This window comes from Spirillospora sp. NPDC052242 (assembly GCF_040679555.1).
In the GTDB taxonomy this organism is placed as follows: domain Bacteria; phylum Actinomycetota; class Actinomycetes; order Streptosporangiales; family Streptosporangiaceae; genus Spirillospora.
Genome location: NZ_JBFAUZ010000008.1, coordinates 130105 through 154391, shown reverse-complemented (window position 1 = coordinate 154391; position 24287 = coordinate 130105). Strand labels below are relative to the sequence as shown.

The 24287-nt window shown below is 72.6% G+C and carries 28 protein-coding genes and 4 tRNA genes; 26 read left to right on the top strand and 6 right to left on the bottom strand.

The window, feature by feature from the left end; translation table 11 throughout:
* Positions 1 to 27: 27 nt before the first annotated feature.
* Positions 28 to 876 carry a zinc metalloprotease HtpX gene (htpX, locus tag AB0L25_RS09215; RefSeq protein ID WP_500170197.1) on the top strand — a complete coding sequence of 283 codons (849 nt, stop codon included), beginning with the start codon at positions 28 to 30 and terminating at the stop codon, positions 874 to 876.
* A 93-nt stretch (positions 877 to 969) separates the two neighbouring features.
* Here the strand turns inward: htpX and AB0L25_RS09210 are convergent, their stop codons facing one another.
* Together AB0L25_RS09210 and AB0L25_RS09205 are read right to left on the bottom strand one after the other, a co-directional pair.
* Positions 970 to 1458 carry a YajQ family cyclic di-GMP-binding protein gene (locus AB0L25_RS09210; RefSeq protein WP_500170196.1) on the bottom strand — a complete coding sequence of 163 codons (489 nt, stop codon included), beginning with the start codon at positions 1456 to 1458 and terminating at the stop codon, positions 970 to 972.
* A gap of 54 nt (positions 1459 to 1512) precedes the next feature.
* Positions 1513 to 1926: a cold-shock protein gene (locus AB0L25_RS09205; protein WP_500170194.1), complete on the bottom strand. Its 414-nt coding sequence runs from the start codon at positions 1924 to 1926 to the stop codon at positions 1513 to 1515.
* A 137-nt stretch (positions 1927 to 2063) separates the two neighbouring features.
* Here AB0L25_RS09205 and AB0L25_RS09200 point away from each other — a divergent pair.
* Both AB0L25_RS09200 and AB0L25_RS09195 read left to right on the top strand, forming a co-directional pair.
* Positions 2064 to 2145: transfer RNA gene (locus AB0L25_RS09200), tRNA-Tyr, on the top strand.
* 445 nt (positions 2146 to 2590) lie between these two features.
* Positions 2591 to 3463: an NAD(P)-dependent oxidoreductase gene (locus AB0L25_RS09195; RefSeq protein WP_500170192.1), complete on the top strand. Its 873-nt coding sequence runs from the start codon at positions 2591 to 2593 to the stop codon at positions 3461 to 3463.
* Here the strand turns inward: AB0L25_RS09195 and AB0L25_RS09190 are convergent.
* A complete protein-coding gene (locus AB0L25_RS09190; protein WP_500170190.1) occupies positions 3453 to 3923 on the bottom strand; it encodes a nuclear transport factor 2 family protein in 471 nt (156 codons plus the stop codon). The two genes, AB0L25_RS09195 and AB0L25_RS09190, sit on opposite strands and share 11 nt — an antisense overlap.
* A gap of 83 nt (positions 3924 to 4006) precedes the next feature.
* On the opposite strand from AB0L25_RS09190, the gene AB0L25_RS09185 reads away from it, so the two are divergent.
* The 5 genes from AB0L25_RS09185 to AB0L25_RS09165 are packed head-to-tail and all read left to right on the top strand — an operon-like array spanning position 4007 to position 7201.
* Positions 4007 to 4570 (top strand): TetR/AcrR family transcriptional regulator, encoded by a 564-nt coding sequence (locus AB0L25_RS09185; RefSeq protein ID WP_500170188.1) that lies wholly within the window; start codon positions 4007 to 4009, stop codon positions 4568 to 4570.
* Positions 4571 to 4576: 6 nt separating this feature from the next.
* Positions 4577 to 5062, top strand: a complete 486-nt coding sequence (locus AB0L25_RS09180) for a 2'-5' RNA ligase family protein (protein ID WP_500170186.1) — start codon at positions 4577 to 4579, stop codon at positions 5060 to 5062.
* 10 nt (positions 5063 to 5072) lie between these two features.
* Entirely contained in the window at positions 5073 to 5627 is a 555-nt protein-coding gene (locus AB0L25_RS09175; protein ID WP_500170184.1) for a DEAD/DEAH box helicase family protein, read from the top strand.
* A gap of 33 nt (positions 5628 to 5660) precedes the next feature.
* The gene (locus tag AB0L25_RS09170; RefSeq protein ID WP_500170182.1) at positions 5661 to 6377 is read left to right on the top strand and encodes a MerR family transcriptional regulator; all 717 of its coding nucleotides are present in this window, start codon (positions 5661 to 5663) and stop codon (positions 6375 to 6377) included.
* Complete coding sequence (locus AB0L25_RS09165; protein ID WP_500170180.1) at positions 6371 to 7201, top strand: hypothetical protein; 831 nt, start codon at positions 6371 to 6373, stop codon at positions 7199 to 7201. Before AB0L25_RS09170 ends, AB0L25_RS09165 begins: the two co-directional genes overlap by 7 nt.
* Before the next feature lie 3 nt (positions 7202 to 7204).
* Here AB0L25_RS09165 and AB0L25_RS09160 read toward each other — a convergent pair whose 3' ends face one another.
* Positions 7205 to 8512, bottom strand: coding sequence for an MFS transporter (locus tag AB0L25_RS09160; protein ID WP_500170178.1), 1308 nt, complete (start codon positions 8510 to 8512; stop codon positions 7205 to 7207).
* A gap of 313 nt (positions 8513 to 8825) precedes the next feature.
* Here AB0L25_RS09160 and AB0L25_RS09155 point away from each other — a divergent pair, with 313 nt between their 5' ends.
* From AB0L25_RS09155 to AB0L25_RS09115, 9 genes are all read left to right on the top strand, one after another.
* On the top strand, positions 8826 to 9575 hold the full coding sequence (locus AB0L25_RS09155; RefSeq protein ID WP_500170176.1) for a protein phosphatase 2C domain-containing protein: 750 nt from the start codon (positions 8826 to 8828) through the stop codon (positions 9573 to 9575).
* Between the two features lie 35 nt (positions 9576 to 9610).
* Positions 9611 to 10738: an acyl-CoA dehydrogenase family protein gene (locus AB0L25_RS09150; RefSeq protein ID WP_500170174.1), complete on the top strand. Its 1128-nt coding sequence runs from the start codon at positions 9611 to 9613 to the stop codon at positions 10736 to 10738.
* A 104-nt stretch (positions 10739 to 10842) separates the two neighbouring features.
* Positions 10843 to 10915: transfer RNA gene (locus AB0L25_RS09145), tRNA-Thr, on the top strand.
* A gap of 283 nt (positions 10916 to 11198) precedes the next feature.
* Positions 11199 to 11272, top strand: a tRNA-Met gene (locus tag AB0L25_RS09140).
* A gap of 118 nt (positions 11273 to 11390) precedes the next feature.
* The gene (rpmG, locus tag AB0L25_RS09135; protein WP_026404241.1) at positions 11391 to 11555 is read left to right on the top strand and encodes a 50S ribosomal protein L33; all 165 of its coding nucleotides are present in this window, start codon (positions 11391 to 11393) and stop codon (positions 11553 to 11555) included.
* Positions 11556 to 12095: 540 nt separating this feature from the next.
* Positions 12096 to 12533 (top strand): MaoC family dehydratase N-terminal domain-containing protein, encoded by a 438-nt coding sequence (locus AB0L25_RS09130; protein ID WP_500170172.1) that lies wholly within the window; start codon positions 12096 to 12098, stop codon positions 12531 to 12533.
* Positions 12534 to 12535: 2 nt separating this feature from the next.
* Positions 12536 to 12961, top strand: a complete 426-nt coding sequence (locus tag AB0L25_RS09125) for a MaoC family dehydratase (RefSeq protein ID WP_500170170.1) — start codon at positions 12536 to 12538, stop codon at positions 12959 to 12961.
* Between the two features lie 74 nt (positions 12962 to 13035).
* Positions 13036 to 14103, top strand: coding sequence for a UDP-N-acetylmuramate dehydrogenase (locus AB0L25_RS09120; RefSeq protein ID WP_500170168.1), 1068 nt, complete (start codon positions 13036 to 13038; stop codon positions 14101 to 14103).
* A gap of 126 nt (positions 14104 to 14229) precedes the next feature.
* Positions 14230 to 15000, top strand: a complete 771-nt coding sequence (locus AB0L25_RS09115; RefSeq protein WP_500170167.1) for a GntR family transcriptional regulator — start codon at positions 14230 to 14232, stop codon at positions 14998 to 15000.
* A 16-nt stretch (positions 15001 to 15016) separates the two neighbouring features.
* On the opposite strand, the gene AB0L25_RS09110 is transcribed toward AB0L25_RS09115, so the two are convergent.
* On the bottom strand, positions 15017 to 15976 hold the full coding sequence (locus AB0L25_RS09110; protein ID WP_500170292.1) for an adenosine deaminase: 960 nt from the start codon (positions 15974 to 15976) through the stop codon (positions 15017 to 15019).
* A 332-nt stretch (positions 15977 to 16308) separates the two neighbouring features.
* On the opposite strand from AB0L25_RS09110, the gene AB0L25_RS09105 reads away from it, so the two are divergent.
* The 3 genes from AB0L25_RS09105 (at position 16309) to AB0L25_RS09095 (ending at position 18701) form a co-directional block, all read left to right on the top strand.
* On the top strand, positions 16309 to 17337 hold the full coding sequence (locus tag AB0L25_RS09105) for a hypothetical protein (RefSeq protein WP_500170165.1): 1029 nt from the start codon (positions 16309 to 16311) through the stop codon (positions 17335 to 17337).
* 112 nt (positions 17338 to 17449) lie between these two features.
* Positions 17450 to 17959: a SigE family RNA polymerase sigma factor gene (locus tag AB0L25_RS09100; RefSeq protein ID WP_500170163.1), complete on the top strand. Its 510-nt coding sequence runs from the start codon at positions 17450 to 17452 to the stop codon at positions 17957 to 17959.
* A 1-nt stretch (position 17960) separates the two neighbouring features.
* The gene (locus tag AB0L25_RS09095; RefSeq protein WP_500170161.1) at positions 17961 to 18701 is read left to right on the top strand and encodes a hypothetical protein; all 741 of its coding nucleotides are present in this window, start codon (positions 17961 to 17963) and stop codon (positions 18699 to 18701) included.
* A 51-nt stretch (positions 18702 to 18752) separates the two neighbouring features.
* On the opposite strand, the gene AB0L25_RS09090 is transcribed toward AB0L25_RS09095, so the two are convergent.
* On the bottom strand, positions 18753 to 19964 hold the full coding sequence (locus AB0L25_RS09090; RefSeq protein ID WP_500170159.1) for a pyridoxal phosphate-dependent aminotransferase: 1212 nt from the start codon (positions 19962 to 19964) through the stop codon (positions 18753 to 18755).
* Positions 19965 to 20255: 291 nt separating this feature from the next.
* On the opposite strand from AB0L25_RS09090, the gene AB0L25_RS09085 reads away from it, so the two are divergent.
* The 6 genes from AB0L25_RS09085 to AB0L25_RS09060 all read left to right on the top strand — a co-directional run bounded on the left by AB0L25_RS09085 (position 20256) and on the right by AB0L25_RS09060 (position 24173).
* A tRNA-Trp gene (locus tag AB0L25_RS09085) sits at positions 20256 to 20328 on the top strand.
* Between the two features lie 123 nt (positions 20329 to 20451).
* The gene (gene secE / locus AB0L25_RS09080; RefSeq protein WP_500170158.1) at positions 20452 to 20706 is read left to right on the top strand and encodes a preprotein translocase subunit SecE; all 255 of its coding nucleotides are present in this window, start codon (positions 20452 to 20454) and stop codon (positions 20704 to 20706) included.
* A gap of 128 nt (positions 20707 to 20834) precedes the next feature.
* Complete coding sequence (gene nusG, locus AB0L25_RS09075; RefSeq protein ID WP_500170291.1) at positions 20835 to 21779, top strand: transcription termination/antitermination protein NusG; 945 nt, start codon at positions 20835 to 20837, stop codon at positions 21777 to 21779.
* A 120-nt stretch (positions 21780 to 21899) separates the two neighbouring features.
* Entirely contained in the window at positions 21900 to 22328 is a 429-nt protein-coding gene (rplK, locus tag AB0L25_RS09070; protein WP_500170156.1) for a 50S ribosomal protein L11, read from the top strand.
* Between the two features lie 60 nt (positions 22329 to 22388).
* A complete protein-coding gene (gene rplA, locus AB0L25_RS09065) occupies positions 22389 to 23105 on the top strand; it encodes a 50S ribosomal protein L1 (protein ID WP_500170154.1) in 717 nt (238 codons plus the stop codon).
* A gap of 156 nt (positions 23106 to 23261) precedes the next feature.
* Complete coding sequence (locus AB0L25_RS09060) at positions 23262 to 24173, top strand: hypothetical protein (protein ID WP_500170152.1); 912 nt, start codon at positions 23262 to 23264, stop codon at positions 24171 to 24173.
* Positions 24174 to 24287: the final 114 nt, after the last annotated feature.

The window sequence follows — 24287 nt, the reverse complement described above, 5'->3', positions numbered from 1 at the left end:
TGGAGCAAACGGGGAGGCTTCGGGAAAGTGCAGTTCAACGGCATCAAAACCGCGGCACTCATCGCTGCGCTGTCGGCCTTGATGCTCGCCGTCGGCTGGACGATCGGCGGAGGCACCGGGCTCACGATCGCCCTGGTCATCGCGCTCGGCACCAACGGCGTCGCCTACTTCTTCAGCGACCGGATCGCGCTGCGCTCCATGCGCGCCCATCCCGTCGGCGAGGTCGAAGCGCCCGTCCTGTACCGGCTCGTCCGCGAACTCGCGACCTCCCAGCGGCAGCCCATGCCGCGCCTGTACGTCTCCGAGACCATGCAGCCCAACGCGTTCGCCACCGGCCGCAACCCCCGCAACGCCGCCGTCTGCTGCACCCGCGGCATCCTCCGCATGCTGGACGAACGCGAACTCCGCGCCGTCCTCGGGCACGAACTCTCGCACGTCTACAACCGCGACATCCTGATCTCCTCGGTCGCCGCCGCCATCGCGACCGTGATCACCTACCTGTCGCACCTCGCGATCTTCCTGCCGCTCGGGCGCTCCGAGGACGACGACGGCCCCGGCATCCTCGGGGCCCTCCTCATGCTCGTCCTCGGACCCGTCGCGGCCGCCGTCGTGCAGATGGCGATCAGCCGAACCCGCGAGTACGCCGCCGACGCCGCCGGGGCCCGCATCACCGGCGACCCCCTCGCCCTCGCCTCCGCCCTCCGCAAGATCGAGGCCGGCACCCGCGCGATGCCGCTGCCCCAGGACCCCGAACTCGCGACGACCAGCTCCCTCATGATCGCGAACCCGTTCCGGGGCGCGGGCATCGGCAGGCTGTTCTCCACCCACCCCCCGACCGCCGACCGGATCGCCCGCCTCGAACGCATGGCCCGCTGACTCGCGCGAACAATCCCGCACCCGCCGGCGTCATAGAAAACGAGAGCGCGCCGGCCGTCTCTGCGGGGGAGACGGGCGGCGCGCTCTCGAACGTCAGCGGTAGTTGACGAACTGGAGGGCGACGTCGAGGTCCTTGCCCTTCAGCAGGGAGATGACCTCCTGCAGGTCGTCCTTCTTCTTCGAGCTGACCCGCAGCTCGTCCCCCTGGATCTGCGCCTTCACGCCCTTCGGGCCCTCATCCCGGATGATCTTGCCGATCTTCTTGGCGTCCTCCTGGGAGATGCCCTCCTTCAGCCCGACGCCGATCTTGTACAGCTTCCCCGACGGCTTCGGCTCGCCCGGATCGATCGCCTTCAGCGAGATGCTCCGCTTCACGAGCTTCTCCTTCAGCACGTCCAGAACGGCGTTCGCGCGCTCCTCGGTGTTCGCCTGGATCTCGATGGTCTCCCCGGACCACTTGATCCCCGCGTCCACGTTCCGGAAGTCGAACCTGTTGGCCACCTCCTTCGCGGCCTGGTTCAGCGCGTTGTCGACCTCCTGGCGGTCCAACTTCGAGACCACGTCGAAACTACTGTCGGCCATCAGACGTCCCCTCACCAGCGACTAACACGTCGACGAAGCGTATCGACCTTCCGCTCAGTCCTCGGTCCACCCGTGCTTCTGCGCGACCGCCAGCAGGCTCTCGCGGATCTTCACGATCTGCCCGCCCGTCAGCTCCGGAACCTTCGCCAGCAGCACATCGGTGATCTCGTGCCCCAGCTCCCGCGACGACAGGACGTCGCACAGCACATCGTCGTCGAACGACTCGGCCGTCCGCCGCACCGGCGCGCGCTCGGGCGGCCGAGGCTCGTCGAGCGCCCGCACCGCGAACGCCTTCGGCCCCCGCTCCCCCTGCGCGATCTCGAACTCCACCGCCGTCCCGGGCGTGAACAGGCTCTTGTCGTCCAGCAGGTCGTTGGCGTGCACGAACACGTCCTCGCCGCCCCCGTCCGGCACGATGAACCCGTACCCCCGCACATTGTCGAAACTGAAGATCGTTCCTGAACTCACCACAGACCTCACCACGTCAACACAGCTCAAGCGCAGGGTAGCGGCTGCCCCCCGCGCGCCTCCCCCACCACCGATGTCACGTCCACTCGCCCCGTCCGCTATTCTTTCCAGTGCCGTCGCCGAGCGCGACACACCACGGCGGGTTGCCCGAGTGGCCAATGGGAGCGGACTGTAAATCCGTCGGCTTAGCCTACCCAGGTTCGAATCCTGGACCCGCCACCCCAGCCTAAACGGCCCCTGACCAGCACCGATGGTCGGGGGCCGTTGGCATGCTCGCCCGGCCGCCGGCGATCGCCTCCGGCCGTCCGTGCCGAAGGCGTGCCGAAATCTGGCGCTGTGCCGCAGGGAGACCACTACGGCGAGACGCTCTGACCGGCCGTCGAAGTCGTCTCGACGATCGACACCGAGACCGAGCGGGAGTCACTGCGCCCGCGTTACGAGTGAATCCGGAGTGCGTGGGCCTGAGTCCCTGGTCATGACCGGTGTTCACTCCATCGGAGGCTTGGGCGCATGCGCTGAGAGGGATGCGCCGAGCACGCCGGATGGCCTCCGCCGATGACCGTTCAGATTCGCTGGCCGCGTTGACATCAATATTGGTTGAGGTTTTAGCGTCGGTCCCGGTCGCCCGATCACCGGATCGGGCGCGAGCGGACAGGAGGACGCCATGGACGGCGCATCGATCGGGGTGACGGTGATCGGCCTCGGCGAGATGGGGTCGGCGATCGCGGACGCCTTTCTCGGACGGGGCCATCCGGTCACCGTGTGGAATCGGACGCCCGGTAAAGGGGACGCCTTGGCGGCCAAGGGCGCACGGAACGCGGAGACGGTTCGGGACGCGGTGCTCGCAGGGGAGCTCGTCGTCGTGAGCGTGAAGGGCAACGCGACCGTCCTCGGGCTGCTGGACGACGCGGGCGACGCGCTCCGGGGCCGCACGGTGCTGAACCTGACGGACGGGACGTCCGCGGAGGTGACGGCCGTGGCCGAGCGGGTCCGCGACGGGGGTGCGGAGCACCTGCACGGGCAGATCATGACGATCGCGCCCGGTGTGGGCCACGAGGACGCGGTGGTGTTCTACGGCGGGGACGAGCCGGTTCACGAGCGGCTTCGGCCGGTGCTGCGGGCTCTCGGCGGTCGCGGGACCTGGGTCTCGGCCGAGCCGGGCGCGGCCGTCCTGTACGGGATGGCCGTGCACGACACGATGTGGGGCCTGCTGAACGGGTTCCTCCACGCCGCCGCTCTCCTGGCCGATGCGGGCATCGAGGCCGAGCGGTTTCTGGGGCACGCGCGCCCGTCGATGTCCGCGCTGATGTCCTTCCTGCCGTCGATCGCGGGCGCGGTCGACGCGGGGGAGCACGCGGTGCCGTTCGGGGCGCTGCGCCACCACCTGCCGTCGGTCGACGATGTGGTCCGGGAGAGCCGCGCGCGCGGCATCGACGACGAACTGCCGGAGTACACGCGGACGCTCGTCGCGCGCGCCCTCGGTCAAGGCCACGGGGGCGACGGCTATTCGCGGCTGGTCGAGCACTTCAGGGCGTGAAGCGGCGCTGCCAGGACGATTTCGCCGTGCGGAGTGCGGTGGGGAGGAGGGCGCGGACGCCAAGGGCCTGGACGCCGGCGAGGGGGCTCCAGTAGTCGCGCCACGTGAGGATCTCGCCGTCCCTGGTCTTGAGCAGCTGGATGTACGGCATCGCGTAGGGCTTGCCGGTGCGGACGACGCGTCCGCGGGCGGTGTACTCGGCGATGAGCGTGTCCGCATCCTGGGTGCGGTGGACGGTGAGGTCGTCGAAGCCGGTCAGTTCGAGCGGGGTCGCGGTGATCGAAATGAGGTACTGCCGGATGCGTTCGCGGCCCTGGAGGTACTTCGGCACTCCGGGGGGCGCGAAGGGGAGTTCGTGGGTGCCGTCCTCGGCGAACATGTCGGCGAATCCGTCGAGGTCCTTGGCGAGGAACAGGCGCTGCGCGCGTTCGAGGACGGCGACGGGATCGGTGTCGTGCATGGCCTTCCCGTTTCGGTCTACGTGTGTTGACTAAAGGTTAGCCGCCGCTCCTCTGGTGGGTCAACGTGTGTAGACTGAATCGCATGGCGGACGAACCGACGCGGGTGTCGCGGGCCGAGCGCCGGCGGCGGACCGAGGCGCGCATCCTGGACGCCGCGCGCGACCTGTTCGGACGTTCGGGCTACGACCGCACGACGATCCGCGCCGTCGCCGCCGCGGCGGGCACCGATCCCGGCCTGGTGATGCGCTACTTCGGGTCCAAGGAGCGGTTGTTCGCGCGCGTCGCGGAGCTGTCGCCGGACGAGCCGGTCGCGGGGCCCGCCGAGGACGTCGCCGAGCTGCTCCTGGCGTCGCTGGGCGACAAGCTGCGGGGCGATCGGTCGGGCACGGTGGCGATGCTCCGCTCGATGCTCACCCATCCCGAGGCCGGACGGGAGGTGCGTGCGGCGATCACCGGGCGGCAGCGGCAGGTCGCCGACGCGATCCCCGCGGACGACGCGGCCCTGCGCGCCGCGCTGGTCGGCGCGATCACCCTCGGCGTCGTCGTCGGGCGCGAACTGCTCGATCTGGACGGCCTGCGCGACGCGGCGCCCGAGGACGTCGTGGACGTGCTGCGCCCGGCCGTGCACGCCATCGTCGAAGGCTGATCCCGCGTGCCGCCCTCGCCGGGTGATCACGCGCTGAACCTGCCGCTGCCGCAGGGGTTGAGCGCCCGCATCGAGCGTTTCCGCGAGCGGCACGCGGGGTGGGCGCGGCGGCCGATGCGGTCCCGGCCGCATGTCTCGATCAAGGGCGGCGCGGGTCTCTCGGACGATCGCCGCTGTCTCGAGCTGATCGAGGCCATCGCCGGGGCCACCCCCCCGTTCCCCGTCCGGCTCGGCGGCCCGGCCGTGTTCCCGGACGGCGGCGGGGTGCTGCACCTGCGGGTGGACGCGCCGGGCTGGGGCCGCCTGCCGGCAGGCTGCTCGCATGGCGATCACGTTGCAACTGGCCCGCGTCACGTTTCACCGGGCTCCGGTATTTCTGCCGCGCCGCCGCCGAACGTCGTCTGGCCGTCGTCAGCTGGTGGGATTGAGGTTCGTGTAGGCGATGGCGGGCGTTGGGGGCGATCTGTCGTCGCTTGGGGTGCGTGTGCGTAGGGTCGGAGGGATGAGACGTGGAGTGATCCTCTGCGGGCCCGCGGCGGTGGGGAAGTCGACGGTCGCGGAGGAGCTGTTCCGCCTGGACGAGCGGTTCGTGCGGCTGCCGGAGACGGCGGCGGGCGGGCTCGCGCCGGGGGAGCTCGACGCGCTGCGGGCGGCGGGGCGGGTCGCGGTCGAGCTTCGCGGGGAGGCCGTGGTCGACCGGCGGGACATGGACGCGGTCGCCGATGCGGGGGACGTCCCGGTGGCGCGGCTGGTCGAGGTGGAGGATCTGCGGCGGTTGAAGTTCGCGGTGCCGTTCTTCGGGTGGACGAGCGTGCTGCTGTGGGCGCCGCGGGAGGTGTGCGGGCTGCGGGCGCAGCGGCGCGGCGACGCCGACGCGCGGGTCGTCCTCGGGGTGTGGGACGGGACGCGGCGGGAGCTGCTGGGGCTCGAGGACCCGGTGTTCAACCTCGTGGTCCACACGGATCGGGTGGATCCGGGGGAGGCGGCGCGGCGGGTGGCGGAGGCGGTCGAGGCGGGGCCGGCGCAGCCGGTGTCGGTCGTCGGCGACGTGGCTTGACCTTGACGCGGCGTCAACGTTTTCAATGGCCGTATGCGAATCGGAGAGATCGCGACGCTGGTGGGGGTGTCCACCCGGACGGTGCGGCACTACCACGCGCAGGGGCTGCTGCCGGAGCCGGAGCGGCTGTCGAACGGGTACCGCGAGTACCGGATGCGGGACGCGGTGCTGCTGGCGCGGGTGCGGCGGCTGGTCGAGCTGGGGATGTCGCTGGACGAGGTCCGGGACGTGCTCGCGGACGATCGGGGCCGCGACCTGCGGGAGGTGCTGCGGGAACTCGACGACGACCTGGCGCGGCAGGAGGCGGCGATCCGGGCGCGACGGGCGCGGCTGGCGCTGCTGCTTGAGGAGGGGGAGCTGAACCCCGACTCGGCGGTGTCGCCCGAGGTGGCGGGCGTCCTGCGGGACGTCACGGGCGGGGACTCGAAGTTCGCGGAACTCGACCGGGGGATGCTCGCCCTCGTCGACACGGCGGCGGACGAGGAGGGCCGCGAGTGGCTCCTGGCGACGCTGCGTCCGCTGGCGGAGCCGGAGACGGCCGTGCGGGTGCGGGAGCTGTACGCGCGGATGGACGAGCTGGCGGACGCCGACGTGGACGATCCGCGCATCCCGCAGGTGGCGGCCGACCTCGCGGCGCTGCTGCCGGAGGATCTGGTGCGGGCCTTCGCCGAGCAGGGTGAGGACGCGCCGTACCTCGACGGGATGACGCCCGCGCAGGCGGAGGTGCTGCGGCGGGTGCGGCGATGCTGAGGGTCTCGAGGGGCGTGCTGTTCGCGATGGTCCCGTTCGAGGTCGTCCTGCTGGCGCTGGTGGTGTCGGGGGTGGCGCTGCCCCACGGGGTGGTGGTGGCGGGCGAGGCGTTCGTGCTCGCGACGCTGGCGCTGGAGGGGACGGTCGCGTTCCGGCTGTACCGGGGGGCGCGCCGGGACGGTGCGGGACGTGCGGCGGCGGCGCGGCTCACGTACCGGACGATCGTGCCCGAGCAGGTGCGCCGGATCATGGCGTTCGACAAGGACGGGCTGGTCAGCCTGGTCATGTTCGTGGCGCGGCGGCGGCACGGGGTGCCCGCGGGCGGGGTGGGCGTCTCGTATTCGAAGGGGCAGACGGCGATGCAGCTCGCGTTCCTGACGGCGATGGTGATCGAGCTGGTCGCGGTGGAGCTGCTGCTGCGGGCGGTGGGCGCACCCGAGGCCCTGAGGCTGGTCGTCCTGCTCGTGGACCTGTACTCGGTGCTGATCGTGCTGGCGGTCATCGCGGCGTGCGTCACGCGCCCGCACGTGGTGACGGACGAGGAGGTGCGCGTGCGGTACGGGGCGTTCTTCGACCTGCGGATCCCGCGGGAGAAGATCGCCTCGGTGCGGACGGTCCGGAACTACAACGAGGAGGGGCTGGTGCGTGTGTCGGAGGGGCGCCTCGCGGTGGCGGTCGCGTCGCAGACGAACGTGCTGGTCGAGCTGACGGAGCCGATCGTCGCGGTGCGCCCGCTCGGGAAGCGGGTCGAGGTCCGGAGCGTCCGGTTCTACGCGGACGATCCGGACCTCGTGGGCACGCGCGCGGTGCCGTCCCCGGCGTGACGGTCAGGTCGCGACGGCGGCCTTGCGCGGCTCGTCCTCCGCGCGGGCGTGGTCGCGGGGGATGACGAGCGCGGCGGCGAGGCTGATCGCGGCGATCACCGTGAGGTAGCCGGTGATCGCCAGGGAGGTGCCGGTGGAGGCGAACAGCGACTCGGCGACGAGCGGGGTGATGCCGCCGCCGAGCAGGGACGCGAGCTGGTAGGCGACCGAGGTGCCGGAGTACCGGATGGCGACGGGGAAGAAGCTCGCGGTGAGGGTGCCCTGCGGGGCGTGGCTCATCGACAGGACGGCGCCCATCGCGACCATGAACACCGCGATCAGCACGAGGTTGCCCGTGTTGATCACCGGGAGGATCGCGACGGCGCCGACCAGGAGGACGACCGAGCCCCCGGTGAACACGGCCCGCATGCCGAACCGGTCGGTCCAGTGCGCCCAGAGCGGGGCGGTGACGAGCCAGAGGGCGGAGCCGCCGATGACGCACATCAGCAGGTAGTCGCGGTCGAGGGCGACGTTGTCCTCGCCGTAGGACAGGGCGTAGACCATGAAGATGTACGCGACGGCGCTGTTGCCGATGATGACGCAGATGGTGTGGACGACCGAGCGCCAGTGGTCGCGCAGAACGAGCGCGACGGGCAGCTTCGCGGGCTTGCGGCGCTCGACGAGCCCCTCGTAGTCGGGGCTCTCCTCGATGCGGAGCCGCAGGTACAGGCCGACGCCGACGAGGACGAGGCTGAGCAGGAACGGCACCCGCCAGCCCCACGACTGGAACGCGGCGTCGCCGAGCAGGGCCGAGGTGCCGAGGAAGACGGCGTTCGCGCACATCATCCCGGCGGGCGTCCCCATCATCGGGAAGGCGCCGAACAGGCCGCGCCGTCCGCGGGGCGCGTGCTCCATGGTGAGGACGACGGCGCCGCCCAGCTCGCCGCCGAGGCCGATGCCCTGGGCGATGCGGAGGACGACCAGGAGGACCGCGGCCCAGATGCCGAGCGTGTCGTAGGTCGGGAGCAGGCCGATCAGCGCGGTCCCGATGCCCATGATCAGCAGCGAGACGACGAGCGTGTTGCGCCGTCCGATGCGGTCGCCGAAATGGCCGAAGATGACGCCGCCGAGGGGGCGGGCGAGGAATCCGACGGTCATCGTGCCGAAGGAGGCGATGGAGCCGGCGACGGGGTCCATCGTGGGGAAGAACTGCTTGCTGAAGACGAGCGCGGCGGCCGTTCCGTAGAGGAAGAAGTCGTACCACTCGATGGTGGTGCCGATGAAGGCCGCCCATGAGACGCGGCGTGCCGCTTGCCGGCGGTCGATGTCCATCACCTGGGCCTTCCGGTCGAGTTATACCTGACGAGGATGCACGTGAGCGATATCACCGGCTAATACCTAAATGCGGATCCACTATGTTCACCTCGTCATATGGCTGGACGGTTATATGGCCGCTCGCAAAAGGTATAGGGCAAATTCTCATCCCTCCGGTAAAGTGGCTGCCTTTCGTGCGGGAAAACCTCCGAGAGGACGGTCCGAAAGTGCGGGACACCGGCACGGCCGCGGACGCCCGGAGGGCCCCCGGAGGTGAGGTTTCGGTGGCCGCCGGCCCCGGACGGACGGCCGTGCGGGTAGATCTGGACCCGTGCAGGTGAGCTATGCGAGCGAGGCGACGCCGGGCCGGGAGAACGAGGACTTCGTCGCGGCCGGGCCCGGGTGGGTGGTGCTGCTGGACGGCGCGACGGCGCCGCCGGGCGTGGACGGCGGCTGCCGGCACGACCCGGCGTGGCTGGTGCGGCGGATCGGCGGCCGGATCGCGGCGGGCCTGGCGGCCGAGGCCGGCGAGCCGCTGCCCGACCTGGTGGCCGAGGCGATCAAGGTGACGGGGGAGGCGCACGCCGGCACGTGCGACCTCGGCGACCCGGACAGCCCGTCGGCGACGGTCTCGGTGCTGCGCCGCCGCGCGGACGCCGTCGACTGGCTCGTCCTCGCCGACTCCCCGATCGTGTTCGAGACGTCCGCCGGGACCGTCGTCTGCCGGGACGACCGCATCGACCGGCTGCCGAGTTACACGCGCGCGGCGGTGCGGGCGGCGCGCAACAGCCCCGGCGGGTTCTGGGTCGCGAGCACGAAACCGGAGGCGGCGTACGAGGCGCGGACCGGACGGGTGCCGCTGCGGGGGCTGCGCCGGGCGGCGGTGCTGAGCGACGGCGCGTCCCGCCTGGTGGAGCGGTTCGGGCGGCTGACCTGGGCGGGGCTGGTCCGGCTCCTGGACGAGGAGGGGCCCGCCGAACTGGTCCGGCGGACGCGCGAGGCGGAGGCGGCGCAACCGGCGGACGCCGCCGGGCGGGGCAAGCGGTACGACGACGCGACCGCGGTCCTCGTCCGCTTCTAGACGCCATCCTAGAAAGGGATTCTAGAATGGGCGGCATGGAGCCACAGGATTTCGACGACGTGCTGCAGGCCGTCCGCCGCTTCGTCCGCGACGAGGTGATCCCCCGCGAGGAGGAGATCGAGGAGACCGACGCGATCCCCGAGTCGGTGCGGCGCACGTCCCGCGACATGGGCCTGTTCGGGTACGCGCTGCCGGAGCAGTACGGCGGGCTCGGCCTGTCGATGAGCGAGGAGGTCCGGCTCGTCTTCGAGATCGGCTACGCCAGCCCGGCGTTCCGCTCGATGTTCGGGACGAGCAACGGCATCGCCGGCCAGGTCCTCGTCCACGCCGGGACCGACGCGCAGAAGGACCGCTGGCTGCCCCGCCTCGCGTCCGGGGAGGTCGTCGGCGCGTTCGCGCTCACCGAGGCCGAGGCCGGGTCCGACCCGAGCACGCTGACGACGACCGCGCGCCGCGACGGCGACGAGTACGTCATCGACGGCGCCAAGCGGTTCATCACCAACGCCCCGGAGGCGGACGTCTTCATGGTGTTCGCCCGCACGGGCGGCGAGGGCTCCCGCGGCATCTCCACCTTCCTCGTCGAGAAGGGCGCGGACGGGCTGAAGGTCGGGCCGTCCGACGTGAAGATGGGGCAGCGCGGGGCGCACACCGCCGAGGTGTTCTTCGACGGCGTCCGCGTCCCCGCCGCCGCGATGGTCGGCACGGAGGGCACCGGGTTCCGCACCGCGATGGCGTCCCTCGCGCACGGCCGGCTGAGCATCTCCGCGGTCTGCGTGGGCCTCGCCCAGCGGATCCAGGACGAGGCCGTCGCGTACGCAAAGGAACGCGCCCAGGGCGGCCGGAAGATCGGCGAGTACCAGCTCGTCCAGGGGCTCATCGCCGACTCGCAGGCCGAGCTGTACGCGGGACGGTCGATGGTGCTGGAGGCCGCGCGGGCCTACGACGCCGGCGAGGACACCAAGCTCGGGCCGTCCTGCGCGAAGTACTTCTGCTCGGAGATGGTCGGGCGGGTCGCCGACCGGGCCGTCCAGGTCCACGGCGGGATGGGCTACATGCGGGGCGTCGCCGTCGAGCGGTTCTACCGGGACGTCCGGCTGTTCCGCATCTACGAGGGCACGAGCCAGATCCAGCAGCTCGTCATCGGCCGGCACCTACTGCGCTGACCTGCGGAAACGCCGCCGCGAAGGGGCGGGGCGGGCGAGCGGGGCTTTCCAGTTCGCAAGTGGTGCCCGGGCCGTGTATGGTTTCCACTGCGCGAACGACGCAAGCCCCTTTAGCTCAGTCGGCAGAGCGTCTCCATGGTAAGGAGAAGGTCTACGGTTCGATTCCGTAAAGGGGCTCAACGACACCGCGGCCGCCGTCCGGACGATCGGAGGGCGGCCTTCGTCGTTCCCGGGGCGCTCCGGGCCCGGACGTCCGGATTCGCCTCGTGACGGGCCCTGTGGTAGCGTCCCACCGGTTCCATCGGGACGATTCGCGGGTCACCCGGCACACCGGGTAACCTGGGTGCGGCCCTCCGGGGCCACCCGAACGCGCTTCCCCGACCTCCGGTCCGGGAAATGCTGTTCCGAGGGTGCGGTGGGCATCCGGTATCCTTGCAAACCGGTCCACACCGACCATCACGGCGGGGTAGCTCAGTCAGGCAGAGCAAGCGGCTCATAATCGCTGTGTCGCCGGTTCAAGTCCGGCCCTCGCTACTACCCAGGTCTCTCACCCCCTCCGGGGGGTGAGCAGGCTGGGGTCCGTACCGCCGGCCGCCCGCAGGGCGGCCCCGGTCCGTAGTTCCCTGTCCCTAGCTCAGAAAGGCACTCCAACGTGGCTGCCACCGACGTACGGCCGAAGATCACGCTGGCCTGCCAGGAGTGCAAGCACCGCAACTACATCACGCGGAAGAACCGGCGCAACGACCCGGACCGCCTCGAGATCAAGAAGTACTGCCCGAACTGCCGGACGCACCGTCCGCACCGGGAGACCCGCTAGCCCGACGCCGGGGAGCCGCGCGGCCTCCGGGCGCAGAGCGCCCTCCGGCCGCGCGTGGAACGAGCCCCGGCACACGGCCCCTCCCACCCCGCCCACCGGCTGCGAGGCCCGGCCCACGAGCGTGACACGGGCCCCCGCCGGACCCGCTGACGCGAGTCGGCCTCACGCGGGGCGGGGCGAGCGTCGTCCGGATGCGAGCCCGGCTCACGGGGTGGATCGAGCGCCCATCGGACGCGCGGGCCCGGCGCCGGGCGGAGTGCCCTTCGGACGGACGGACGCGAGTCCGGCTCACGCGGGGGTTCGGGCCGAGCGGCCTCCGATCCCACCGGTGCAAGCGCGCCGGACGTGGGGGACGAGCGGGGTGGCTTCTTCGCGGCTTGCTCACCTGTTCAGCACGACCTTCAGCCCGTCCTCGTGGGTGAGACCCACGGGGGCGGGCTGAACGTCATTCTGTTACCGTCCGTCGAGACGCAGAGGAACGGTGCTCACGGCGCGGGCACCCGGGCGCGACGCCCCGTTCGACCTGGAAGGACGGACTGCATGGCACTGAACCGTGATTTCATCGGGCGGAGCTTCCCGCCCAGCGAGCCCTACGAGGTCAGCCGCGTCAAGATCCGCGAGTTCGCGGACGCGATCGGCGACCGCAACCCCGTCTACCGCGACGCGGAGGCGGCGAAGGCGGCCGGGCACCCCGACGTCATCGCGCCGCCCACGTTCCCGATCGTGGTGTCGCTCGGCAACCCCGGCCTCGCCGACCCCGAGCTCGGCCTCAACTACGCGATGGTCGTGCACGGCGAGCAGCGGTTCGAGTACACCCGCCCGATCAAGGCCGGGGACGTCGTGACGTGCACGTCGACGATCACCGAGATCAAGTCGATCGGCAACAACGAGAAGATGGTCGTGGAGACCGACGTGAAGACGGTCGAGGGCGAGCTGGTCTGCAAGACCTACAACACGATCGTGGAGCGGGGGGCCTAGGGATGACCGCGAAGGTGAAGTACGACGACGTCGAGGTCGGCACCGAGATCCCGGCGCAGACGTACAAGGTCGACCGCGCGAACCTCGTCATGTACGCGGGCGCGTCCGGCGACTTCAACCCGATCCACTGGCGCGAGTCGTTCGCGAAGTCCGTCGGGCTGCCGGACGTCATCGCGCACGGCATGTACACGATGGCGCAGGGCGGACGGTTCGTCACCGACTGGGCCGGTGACCCGGGTGCGGTCGTCGACTACGGGGTACGGTTCTCCTCGCCCGTGGTCGTCCCCGACGAGGGCGGCGCGTCGCTGGAGATCAGCGGCACGGTGGAGGAGAAGCTGGACGACGGCAAGGTCGTCGTGGCGCTCACCGCCAGGTCGAACGACCAGAAGGTCCTCACGCGCGCCAAGGCGGTCGTCCGTCTCGCCTGAACGGGCGCGCGCCCGTCCGCACCGGCCGGGGACGCCCGGCCGGTGCGGACGCGAACGTACGGAGGGATGACGACGTGGCGGTGATCGCCGAAGAGGTGAACCTGGCCGGATACACCACGCTGCGGCTGGGCGGCCCCGCCCGGAAGTTCGTCGAGGCGACCACCGAGGAGGAGGTCGTCGCGGCGGTCCGGGAGGCCGACGAGTCGGGCGGGCCGCTGCTGGTGCTCGGCGGCGGCAGCAACGTGGTGGTGTCCGACGACGGGTTCCCCGGGACGGTCGTGCACGTCGGCACGCGCGGGACCGAGCGCGTCGCCGCCGAGGGCGACCGGGTGCACGTCCGCGTGCAGGCCGGCGAGGACTGGGACCCGTTCGTCGCCCGCTGCGTGTCCGACGGGCTCGCCGGCGTCGAGTGCCTGGCGGGGATCCCCGGACGGGTCGGCGCGACGCCCATCCAGAACGTCGGCGCCTACGGGCAGGACGTCAGCGAGACGATCGTGCGGGTCCGCGCCTACGACCGGCGCGACCGGGCGTGGGTGACGCTCGGCCCGGACGAGTGCCGCTTCACCTACCGCAACAGCGTGTTCAAGGGCGACGACCGGTACGTCGTCCTGGACGTGACGTACGCGCTGCGCGAGTCGGAGGAGTCGCAGCCGATCGCGTACGCCGAGCTGGCGCGCAAGCTGGACGTGCGGCCCGGCGAGCGGGTCGCGCTGAAGGAGGCGCGCGACGCCGTCCTGGAGCTGCGGCGCGGCAAGGGCATGGTCCTCGACCCGGCCGACCCCGACACCCGCAGCGCCGGATCGTTCTTCACGAACCCGATCCTGGAGCCGGCGCAGCTCGCCGACCTGGAGCGCCGCGTCGCCGAGCGCCTCGGCCCGGACGCGACGTTCCCCCGATACCCCGAGCCGGACGGGCGCACCAAGACGTCCGCGGCGTGGCTCATCGACCGCGCCGGGTTCGCGAAGGGGCACGGCACGGGCCCGGCCCGCATCTCCGGCAAGCACACGCTCGCGCTCACCAACCCGGGCGGCGCCCGGACCGCCGATCTCCTCGACCTGGCCCGCGAGGTGCGCGCCGGGGTGCGGGACGCGTTCGGCGTGGAGCTCGTGAACGAACCGGTCCTCGTCGGCGTCACCCTCTGACCGCACCGGCGACCGAGTGAGGTTCGGGGTCGTGGGCGTCAGGCAGGGCGTTCGCGGGCATGAACAGAGCGGGCCCTTTGACGTCCGCGGGGCCCGGCCGCGGCGGGGCCCGTTGGGGAGTGCACCGTGGCCGTCCCCCTGCCCCGGCACACGCCCGGCGCGCCGCCGGGCCCGCGACCGCCGCGCCCGCGACCGGTGGAGCCGCGGCCGCCGAGTCCCGCGGCGGCCGGAATGCGCCTGCAGCTCGCCGACGAGGTCGCCGCGCGGATCCGGGAACTGATCGTCGACGGGCGGGTCCGGCCCGGCGAGCATCTGCGCCTCGAACGGCTCGCCGCCGAGTTCCGGATCAGCGTCACGCCCGTCCGGGAGGCGCTGAAGTCGCTGCGCGCCGAGGGGTTCGTCGTCCTCGAGCCGCGCCGCGGGTTCGTCGTCGCGCCGCTGTCGAAGCAGGACGTCGCCGACCTGTTCTGGGTGCAGGCGGGCATCGCCGCCGAGCTGGCCGCCCGCGCCGCCGCCGCGCTGGACGACGCCGCGCTGTGCGACCTCGACGCGTTCCACCGCGCGCTCGAACAGGCCCGGACCGTCCGCCGCCCGGACCTGATGGAGCAGCACAACCGCGACTTCCACCGGCGGATCAACGTCGCCGCCGCGTCCCCGAAGCTCGCCTGGTCGATGGGGACGGCCGCCCGGTACGTCCCGCGCGGGCTGTTCGGCGACGTCCCCGAGTGGCCGCGCCTCGCCGTCCGCGACCACCGGCGCGTCCTGGACGCGCTGCGCGCGGGCGACGGGCCGGGCGCGGGCGCCGAGATGCGCGCGCACGTCCTGCGGGCGGGCGAGCTGCTGGTGGCGCACCTGGAGCGGCGCGGGCGGTGGCGCCCGGACGGCCCCGGCGCGTGAGCGCCCGCGCCCCGGGTCAGTTCGCGTTCGCGAGCCAGGCGTCGATGCCCGCGAGGAGCCGCGCCCGGACGTCGTCCGGTGCGGCCGACCCCCGGATCGACTGCCGCGCCAGTTCGGCGAGCTCCGCGTCGGTGAACCCGTGCTCGGACCGGACGAGCTCGTACTGCCGGGCCAGCCGCGAGCCGAACAGCAGCGGGTCGTCGGCGCCGAGCGCGATCGGGACGCCGGCCTCCTGCAGGGCCCGCACCGGGACGTCCGCCGCGGTCGCCGCGACGCCGAGGCCGACGTTCGACGCGGGGCACACCTCCAGCGTCACGCCCCGCCGCGCGATCGCCTCCAGCAGGTACGGGTCCTCGACGGCGCGCACCCCGTGCCCGATGCGGTCGGCGCCCAGCGTCTCCAGGCACTCCCGGACGCTCGCGGGCCCGAGCAGCTCGCCGCCGTGCGGGTCCGACAGGAGCCCGCCGCGCCGCGCGATCCGGAACGCCCCCTCGAAGTCGTAGGCGCGGCCCCGCCGCTCGTCGTTGGACAGCCCGAACCCGACGACGCCCCGCCCCGCGTACCGGACGGCGAGCCGCGCGAGCGTCTTCGCGTCCAGCGGGTGCCGCGTCCGGTTCGCGGCGATCACCACCCCGATGCCGACACCGGTCGCCGCCGACGCCTCGCGCGCCGCGTCGAGCACGAGCTCCACGGTCGGGGTGAGCCCGCCGAACTTCGCCGCGTACCCGCTCGGGTCGACCTGGATCTCCAGCCAGCCCGACCCCTCGGCGGACTCGTCCTCGGCCGTCTCGCGCAGCAGCCGCCGCAGGTCGTCGGGGGTCTGCAGGACCGAGCGCGCGATGTCGTAGAGCCGCTGGAACCGGAACCAGCCCCGCTCGTCGGTCGCGTGCAGCCGCGGCGGCCAGTCGTCCACGAGGGCGTCCGGCAGGTGCACCCCGTGCAGCCGGGCCAGCTCGACCAGCGTCGAGTGCCGCATCGAGCCGGTGAAGTGCAGGTGCAGGTGCGCCTTCGGGAGCAGCGCCGTGTCGGGGCGCGCGGCGCCGCGCGTGACGGGCCCCTCGTGGGCATCCTCGTCGACCGGACGGGCGGGAACGGTACGGGCCTCCATGGACCAATGTTGCCGGATGGCGCGCCGCCGTGAACGGCCGCCCCACCAGGATCATCACACCGGACTACCTCCCATGACACGCGGCGGCCATCACGCCCCATGGGCATGACGGAAAAATCTTGTGATTTCCGTGCAACCCTGCTCACCGTCCGTGCGTAGACGAGGGGCGCAAGAGTGTTGCGGGGCAGAAGGGAATCACGATGATCACGCTCAAGGCCGCCCTCATCGCCGCGTCCGCCGTCGGGACGCTGTCCGTCGGCGGCGGCGTCACGTGGGCCATGACCGGCGCGGGCTCGGACACGGCCGCGCCCGCGGGCGCGCATGCGTCCGGGCCCGCCGCCGCCGCGCGGGAGGCCGGCGGCGCGCCGGCCGCGACGCCGACGTGCGTCCCGGCTCCCGGCGCGGCGCTGCCCGAGCCCGGCGCGGTGCCGCCGGCGTCCGGTGGCGTGCCCGGGACGGAGGGGCTGCGCCAGAAGGGCGCGCCGGAGGTCCCGGCCGTCGACCTGCCTGCCGGGGCCGCCGAGGCCGCCGAGGGCGCGCAGGCCCGAGCGGGCGAGGCCGCGGGCAGCGCGACCGGGACGGCGGGTGAGGCCGCGGGCGGCGCGGCGGCCCAGGCGGGCGAGGCCGCGGGCGGCGCGACCGGTGCGGCGGGCGAGGCCGTCGGCGGCGCCGGGGAGAAGGCCGCGGAACTGCAGCGGAAGGCCGGGAACCTGCCCGTCTGCCCGCCCGCGGGCGGGGACGCCCCGGTGAGCACGTCCGCGGCCGCGCCGAACGCGCGCGTCCCCGCGACGCCCGCCGTGCCCGAGGCGCCCACCCCGCGCCTCGACTGCCGCGACCTCGACCCGGCCGTCCCGGTCGGCGGCCCGGCGGAGAAGGCCCTCATGCTCACCAAGGGCCTGCGCCACGAGGCGACGTCCCGCGCCGCCCGCGACCTCGGCGGCGAGCAGGTCTGCACGGTCGCCCAGAAGTGGACGGGCGCCGCGGGCCGGTGGCTCAGTGTGCAGCTCCTCCAGACGCCGTCCGGCGTCACCGAGCAGGAGCTGCGCCAGGCCCTGAAGCTGCCCTCGGGCGGCACGCCCGTCACCGTCTCCGGCGCGGCCGCGTGGCAGCTGCCCGGCGGCCACGGCGTCCTCGTGTACGACGAGAACGGCCACTCCCTGTACGTCCACGGCTCGCCCGCGCTCGGCCAGGTGAAGGACGTCGCGGCCGGGCTCCGCGAGGCCCGCTGACACCACCGGCGGGACCCGACCCGAAGACCGGCGGGCGGTCCCGGGCGCCGACCCCGTGGCCCGGGACCGTCCGTCCCCGATGACCGTTACCGCACGAGCCGGACGGAGCACAGTGGGGCGTCGAGACGACGAGTCGTTCGTGGAGTTCGTGGCGGCACGCGGCAACGCGCTGCTGCGCACGGCGGCGCTGCTGTGCGGCGCCGGGCAGGACGCCGAGGACCTGCTGCAGACCGCACTGGAGAAGGCGTACCGGCACTGGGGCAGGCTCGACGCCGACGCCGACCCCGAGCCGTACGTCCGGCGAATCCTGGTGAACCTCACGATCAGCCGGGCGCGGCGCTGGAAGGTGCTGCGCGAGATCCACATGGCCCGGCTCCCCGAGACGCCGGCCGTGTCGCCGCACCATTCCGTCGAGCTGAGAGGGGCGCTGATGGACGAGCTCCGCAGGCTGGGCCCGCGCCAGCGCGCCGTGCTCGTCCTGCGCTTCTGGGAGGACCTCTCGGAGGCGGAGACCGCGCGGGTGCTCGGCTGCTCCGTCGGGACCGTCAAGAGCCAGGCGTCGCGGGGGCTCGCCAGACTCCGCGAACGCCTCGACACGAACCTGGCGCCGATGGGGGGATGACATGGACGTAGAGGACGAACTGCGCCGCGCCATGGCCGAACGGGTCGCCGACACGCGGGCGCCGAGGTCGCTCGCGTCGGACGTCCGGCGCCGGCACCGCCGCCGCAAGGCCCGGATCCGGACCGCGACGGCGGTGGCCGGGGCGTCCGTCGCGGCGCTCGCGCTGGTCCCGACGTACCGGTCGATCCAGCCCGCGCCCGCCGGGGCGCCCGAGGGCGTCGCGCCCTCCACCGCCGCGCCCGGGAACGGCGTCCCCGAGCGCGCGCCCGTGCCCGTCCCGTCCCGTTCGTCCGAGTCCGGGAAGGACGGCACGGCGGGGCCGCGGACGCCGCGCCCGTCCACCGGCGCGCCCGAGGCCCCGGCCTCCGCGACGCCGCGCGCCGAGCCGTCCCGCCCCGCGTGGCTCACCTACCTGCCGGACGGCCTCGCCGCCGCGCGCCCGTGCACCACCGAGCGCGACGCCGCCCGCACCACGACCACCTGCGAGTGGCGCGGCGACTCCGGCTGGGTGCGGATCCGGCTGGTCGAGGGCACCGGCATCCGCGGCCCCGAGGAGCTCGCACCGCCGGTCGGCGTGCCGTCCCGCACGTCCGTCCGGGGGACGCCCGCGCTCGCGGGCGCCGCGCCCGGCTCCGGCCGGCAGGTCTCCTGGCTGCCGCGCCCCGGCGTCGGCGCGACCGTCCAGGCGGGCGGCGCCGCCGCAGCCGACCTCATGCGCGTCGCCGAGGGCGTCCGCCCATAGGGAAGGGCCCCGAGCCGAAGCCCGGGGCCCTTCCCTCGTCCGCGGCGGGCGTCAGCTCGCCTCGGACAGCAGCTTCGCCACGCGGGAGACGCCCTCGACGAGGTCGTCGTCGCCGAGCGCGTACGACAGGCGGAAGTAGCCGGGGGTGCCGAACGCCTCGCCCGGCACCAGCGCCACCTCGGCCTCCTCCAGGATCAGCGAGGCCAGCTCTACGGACGTCGCGGGACGCTTGCCGCGGATCTCCTTGCCCAGCAGCTCCTTGACCGACGGGTACGCGTAGAACGCGCCCTCGGGCTCCGGGCAGAGCACGCCGGGGATCTCGTTCAGCATCTTGACCATCGTGTGGCGGCGCCGGTCGAACGCCTTGCGCATCTCCGCGACGGCGTCGAGGTCGCCCGTCACGGCGGCGAGCGCGGCGGCCTGCGAGACGTTCGCCACATTGGACGTCGCGTGCGACTGCAGGTTCTGCGCGGCCTTCACGACGTCCGCCGGGCCGATCATCCAGCCCACCCGCCAGCCGGTCATCGCGTACGTCTTCGCGACCCCGTTCAGGACGAGCGTGCGGTCCGCGAGCTCGGGCACGACGACGGGCATCGAGTGGAACTCGGCGTCCCCGTACACGAGGTGCTCGTAGATCTCGTCCGTGATCACCCAGAGGCCGTGCTCGTCCGCCCAGCGGCCGATCGCCTCGATCTGGTCGCGGGTGTAGACGGCGCCGGTCGGGTTCGACGGGGAGACGAACAGCAGCACCTTCGTCCGGTCCGTGCGGGCCGCCTCGAGCTGCTCGACGCTCACCCGGTACCCGGTCGTCTCGTCGGCGACGACGTCCACCGGGACGCCCCCGGCGAGCTTGATCGACTCGGGGTAGGTCGTCCAGTACGGGGTGGGGACCAGCACCTCGTCGCCCGGGTCGAGCAGCGCGGCGAACGCCTCGTACACCGCCTGCTTGCCGCCGTTGGTGACCAGGACCTGGGACGACTCGACCTTCAGGCCCGAGTCGCGCTCGGTCTTCTCGGCGATCGCCGTGCGCAGCTCCGGCAGCCCCCCGGCCGGGGTGTACTTGTGGAACCGCGGGACGCGGCAGGCCGTCACCGCGGCCTCGACGATGTAGTCGGGCGTCGGGAAGTCGGGCTCTCCGGCGCCGAACCCGATGACCGGACGCCCGGCCGCCTTCAGCGCCTTGGCCTTGGCGTCGACGGCCAGCGTGGCGGACTCGGAGATCGCGGATATGCGCTTGGAGATGCGAGGACGGTCGATGCTCATACCCCTATCGTTACAGACCCCGGCCGGTGACCAGAGCGATATGTATGGGCCGGTGGGGACGCGTTCCGCGCCTCCGCCCGCGAGCCGGACGCGCGCCGCCCGCGACGCGGACGCGACGATCTTCGCGGGTTTCGGTTCGACGCGGGGGCCGCGGCCACGTAGACTCCTGCCACTAGTGACGCGTCACCGGCTACGAGGCTGTCCGCACGAGCGACCCTCGGGAGGCCGTAAGCTGGTAACCGGCACGAGCTCGGCCGCCCGGCCGGGCAGTTCTCCGTATCCGGAGAATGAAGGGCAGTGGCTCAATTGGTAGAGCACCGGTCTCCAAAACCGGCGGTTGGGGGTTCGAGTCCCTCCTGCCCTGCGAGGTGCGGTGCGCGCACCCGTGCCGGCCGCGTCGCGGCGGCCGACGCCGTGACGCGCGAAGGCGCGAACGGCGCGGCGACCACGAGGTGGTCCGAACACGACCGATGGGGTGAACGGCGGCATGGCGACTGAGACGCGCGGCGAGCCCGAGGCCAAGGACGAAGGCAAGGGCAAGCGGAAGAAGGTCGGAAAGCGGACCTCCCCCGCGCTGTTCGTGCGCCAGATCGTCGCCGAGCTGCGCAAGGTCATCTGGCCCACCCGCCGGGAATTGATCACCTACACGGCGGTCTCCCTGGTGTTCGTCCTCTTCATGGTCGCGCTCGTCTCCGGCGTCGACTGGGGTCTGCAGGAAGGCATCTACCGAATCTTCGGCTGATCCCGTCCCGCAGGGAACGACCGCGTCGGGACGACCGGCGCCGGGGCATCCGGGCCGCGCGCGGCCGTCGAACGGCCGCACCGCCGTACCGTCGTACAACCAGTCAGCGCAGACCGAGAGAAAGAGACATCGTGTCCGAGTCCTCACAGCCCTACGACGAGGCCGTGGAAGAGGCCCAGTCCGCTGCGGCTGCTGCGGCCGGCCAGGCGGCCGAGCCCGCCGACGAGGCGGCCGAGGCGGCCGTCACCGCCGGGGAAGGCGAGCCCGCGGACACGAAGCTCGAGGGCGAGGAGCCCCCCGGTCCGGAGGTCGCCGAGGGCGCCGCCGACCTCGCCGCCGAAGTGCGCGCCGAGGACGAGGCCGCCGAGGCCGCCAACGCCGGCGAGACCGCCGCGGAGGGCGAAGCCGCCGAAGCGGACGAGGAAGCCGAGGAGGGCGAGGAAGGCGAGGAGGCCGAGGCCCCCGCCGGGCCCCCGGCCGACCCGTACGCCGACTTCAAGATGGAGCTGCGGCTCCAGCCGGGCGACTGGTACGTCGTGCACACCTACGCGGGCTACGAGAACCGGGTCAAGACCAACATCGAGACCCGGACGCAGACCCTCAACATGGAGGACTACATCTTCCAGATCGAGGTCCCGCAGCACGAGGTCACCGAGATCAAGCAGGGCAAGCGGCAGAAGGTCAACGAGAAGGTCCTGCCGGGCTACATCCTCGTCCGCATGGACCTCACCGACGAGTCCTGGGCCGCGGTCCGCAACACCCCGGGCGTCACCGGGTTCGTGGGCCTGCTGAACAAGCCGTCCCCGCTGAGCCTCGACGAGGTCGCGAAGCTGCTGGCCCCCGAGCCCGAAGAGGTCGCCGGGGCCGTCAAGACCAAGGAGCCCGCGAAGGCGCAGGCGACCGTCGACTACGAGGTCGGCGAGTCCGTCACCGTCATGGACGGCCCGTTCGCGACGCTCCCCGCGACGGTCAACGAGATCAACATCGAGGCGCAGAAGCTCAAGGTGCTCGTCTCGATCTTCGGACGCGAGACCCCGGTCGAGCTGTCCTTCAACCAGGTCTCCAAGATCTGACAGACCCGCCCCGACCAGGGGCGTACAGCGGCTCCCACACGGCGGAATCGTCCCAGCCATCGTGTTGCCCGGATCTCCGGGAGTCGGAGCCACCAGAAAATGGGACGCAAGGGGTGAGGCATGCCTCCCAAGAAGAAGGTCGCCGCCGTCGTCAAGGTCCAGCTGCAGGCTGGCGCCGCGACCCCGGCCCCGCCGGTCGGTACCGCTCTCGGTCCGCACGGCGTCAACATCATGGACTTCTGCAAGCAGTACAACGCTGCCACGGAAGCCCAGCGCGGCAACGTCATCCCCGTAGAGATCACCATCTACGAGGACCGCTCGTTCACCTTCGTCACCAAGACCCCGCCGGCCGCGCAGCTCATCCTGAAGGCCGCGGGCATCGAGAAGGGCAGCGGCGAGCCGCACAAGAACAAGGTGGGCTCGGTCACCGCGGACCAGATCCGCGAGATCGCCAACACCAAGATGCCCGACCTCAACGCCAAGGACATCGAGGCCGCCGAGAAGATCGTCGCGGGCACCGCGCGGTCCATGGGCATCGAGGTCAAGTAAGTCCGTCACGTGGGAGGGCCGGGCGCGGCCCGTGACCACGGGTTCCACTGGAGGAACAGCATGAAGCGCAGCAAGGGCTACCGCGCCGCGGCGGAGAAGATCGACCGCGACCGGCTGTACACGCCGGCCGAGGCCGTGAAGCTCGCCAAGGAGACCGCGGTCACCAAGTTCGACGCGACCGTCGAGGTCGCCCTGCGGCTGGGCGTCGACCCCCGCAAGGCCGACCAGATGGTGCGCGGCACCGTCAACCTGCCGCACGGCACCGGTAAGACCGCCCGCGTGCTGGTCTTCGCCGGTGGCGCGAAGGCCGACGAGGCCCGCGAGGCCGGTGCCGACTTCGTCGGCTCCGACGACATGATCGAGCGGATTCAGGGCGGCTTCCTGGACTTCGACGCGGTCGTGGCGACGCCGGACCAGATGGGCAAGGTCGGCCGGCTGGGCCGGGTGCTCGGTCCGCGCGGCCTGATGCCGAACCCGAAGACCGGCACGGTCACCATGGACGTGGCCAAGGCCGTCTCCGACATCAAGGGCGGCAAGATCGAGTTCCGGGTCGACCGGCACTCGAACCTGCACTTCATCATCGGCAAGGCGTCCTTCGACGAGCGCCTGCTGGTGGAGAACTACGCTGCGGCGATCGAGGAGATCCAGCGGCTCAAGCCGTCGGCCGCCAAGGGCCGGTACGTCAAGAAGGCCGCGCTGACGACCTCGATGGGCCCGAGCATCCCGGTGGACCCGAACGCGGTCCGCAACCTGACGGCGGACCTCGAGACCGCCTGATCCGTTCGGCCTGATCACAGGGCGTCCCCGCACGGGGGCGCCCTGTGGCGTTTCCGGCGAAAAACCGGGGATTACCGGATATCGGGTCCGGAAATGGCCAAACCGATATGCGAAGACCTTTGTTACCGCCGGGGAACCTGGTGTTAGATCGGGTCCGTGAAGCGTAGAACGGACCGCATCATCGCGATTTCCGCGCTCGGTGCCGTGGCGGTCGTCCCCACGGTCGTCCTGGCGGTGGTGAAGACCGGCGGCGGCCCGGGGCCGGACGCCGGGGCGATGCCGCCCGCCGCCGCCATGGCGGACCGGGAGGCCGCCGGGGAGGGGCCCGGCACGGGAACGCTGACCCCCTCCGGCGGCGCGGTCCCCGGGACCGGGACGGGCTCCGGCGCGGGCGCCGGGGCCGGTTCGGGCGCGGGCGCGTCCGGCGGCGCCGGAACGGCCGCGGCGGGCGGCGGGAGCGAGGCCGCGAAGGCCGTGCTGCCCGACGAGCAGCCGAAGCCGAGCCCCGATCTGCGCGCGTTCGTCCGCAAGACCGACGTGAGGCTGACGTTCGGGACGGGCGGCGACTACACGCACGCGGCGGAGACCGCGGAGTTCACGCTCTACCCGGAGTTCGCGCTGACCGCGACGGGCGTCACCACCACGGTGAAGGACGGGCAGACGTCCGAGGTGACCGAGAAGGTCGTCGTGCGGGACGGCGTCCTCAAGGGGTACGACGGGCAGCAGTGGACCCAGTCCAAGCTGACCCAGGCCCAGCTGACGCAGCTGCAGACGCAGTCCGATCCGCGCCAGTTCACGTACCTGATGGCGAGCCTGCCCGGCCTGTTCGCCGAGGGACCGGATGCGCAGGGCCGGACGCACTTCCTCGCCGAAAGCGCGATGGGCGACCTGTACGGGCTGCTGCCGCGGCAGGCGGCGGAGCAGATCGGCAAGGTCGTCCCGGCGGAGACCGGGGTCGGCGTCGACCTGTGGGCGAACGCCAAGGCGCGTCCGACGTGGATCGGGCTGAAGGCGCAGGCCCCGGGCGGTGCGCTGGCCGGGTCGATGACGTTCGGTTCGTACCGCTGACGTCCCGCCCGTAGCGCCGGCGCGTTCCCGGGAGCCCGTTCGTCATCCCGGCCGCTACCCCCATGGTCGTACCGGTCCGTCCAGCATTCGTACCATCGGGGGATGCCGCGTTTC

What these genes read in the sequence shown, in the direction of transcription:
- AB0L25_RS09210 (WP_500170196.1), bottom strand. Translation starts at nt 1,458, where the DNA reads ATGGCCGACAGTAGTTTCGACGTGGTCTCGAAGTTGGACCGCCAGGAG.
- AB0L25_RS09195 (WP_500170192.1), top strand. Translation starts at nt 2,591, where the DNA reads ATGGACGGCGCATCGATCGGGGTGACGGTGATCGGCCTCGGCGAGATG.
- AB0L25_RS09190 (WP_500170190.1), bottom strand. Translation starts at nt 3,923, where the DNA reads ATGCACGACACCGATCCCGTCGCCGTCCTCGAACGCGCGCAGCGCCTG.
- AB0L25_RS09185 (WP_500170188.1), top strand. Translation starts at nt 4,007, where the DNA reads ATGGCGGACGAACCGACGCGGGTGTCGCGGGCCGAGCGCCGGCGGCGG.
- AB0L25_RS09175 (WP_500170184.1), top strand. Translation starts at nt 5,073, where the DNA reads ATGAGACGTGGAGTGATCCTCTGCGGGCCCGCGGCGGTGGGGAAGTCG.
- AB0L25_RS09170 (WP_500170182.1), top strand. Translation starts at nt 5,661, where the DNA reads ATGCGAATCGGAGAGATCGCGACGCTGGTGGGGGTGTCCACCCGGACG.
- AB0L25_RS09165 (WP_500170180.1), top strand. Translation starts at nt 6,371, where the DNA reads ATGCTGAGGGTCTCGAGGGGCGTGCTGTTCGCGATGGTCCCGTTCGAG.
- AB0L25_RS09160 (WP_500170178.1), bottom strand. Translation starts at nt 8,512, where the DNA reads ATGGACATCGACCGCCGGCAAGCGGCACGCCGCGTCTCATGGGCGGCC.
- AB0L25_RS09150 (WP_500170174.1), top strand. Translation starts at nt 9,611, where the DNA reads ATGGAGCCACAGGATTTCGACGACGTGCTGCAGGCCGTCCGCCGCTTC.
- AB0L25_RS09130 (WP_500170172.1), top strand. Translation starts at nt 12,096, where the DNA reads ATGGCACTGAACCGTGATTTCATCGGGCGGAGCTTCCCGCCCAGCGAG.
- AB0L25_RS09125 (WP_500170170.1), top strand. Translation starts at nt 12,536, where the DNA reads ATGACCGCGAAGGTGAAGTACGACGACGTCGAGGTCGGCACCGAGATC.
- AB0L25_RS09110 (WP_500170292.1), bottom strand. Translation starts at nt 15,976, where the DNA reads ATGCGGCACTCGACGCTGGTCGAGCTGGCCCGGCTGCACGGGGTGCAC.
- AB0L25_RS09105 (WP_500170165.1), top strand. Translation starts at nt 16,309, where the DNA reads ATGATCACGCTCAAGGCCGCCCTCATCGCCGCGTCCGCCGTCGGGACG.
- AB0L25_RS09095 (WP_500170161.1), top strand. Translation starts at nt 17,961, where the DNA reads ATGGACGTAGAGGACGAACTGCGCCGCGCCATGGCCGAACGGGTCGCC.
- AB0L25_RS09090 (WP_500170159.1), bottom strand. Translation starts at nt 19,964, where the DNA reads ATGAGCATCGACCGTCCTCGCATCTCCAAGCGCATATCCGCGATCTCC.
- secE (WP_500170158.1), top strand. Translation starts at nt 20,452, where the DNA reads ATGGCGACTGAGACGCGCGGCGAGCCCGAGGCCAAGGACGAAGGCAAG.
- rplK (WP_500170156.1), top strand. Translation starts at nt 21,900, where the DNA reads ATGCCTCCCAAGAAGAAGGTCGCCGCCGTCGTCAAGGTCCAGCTGCAG.
- rplA (WP_500170154.1), top strand. Translation starts at nt 22,389, where the DNA reads ATGAAGCGCAGCAAGGGCTACCGCGCCGCGGCGGAGAAGATCGACCGC.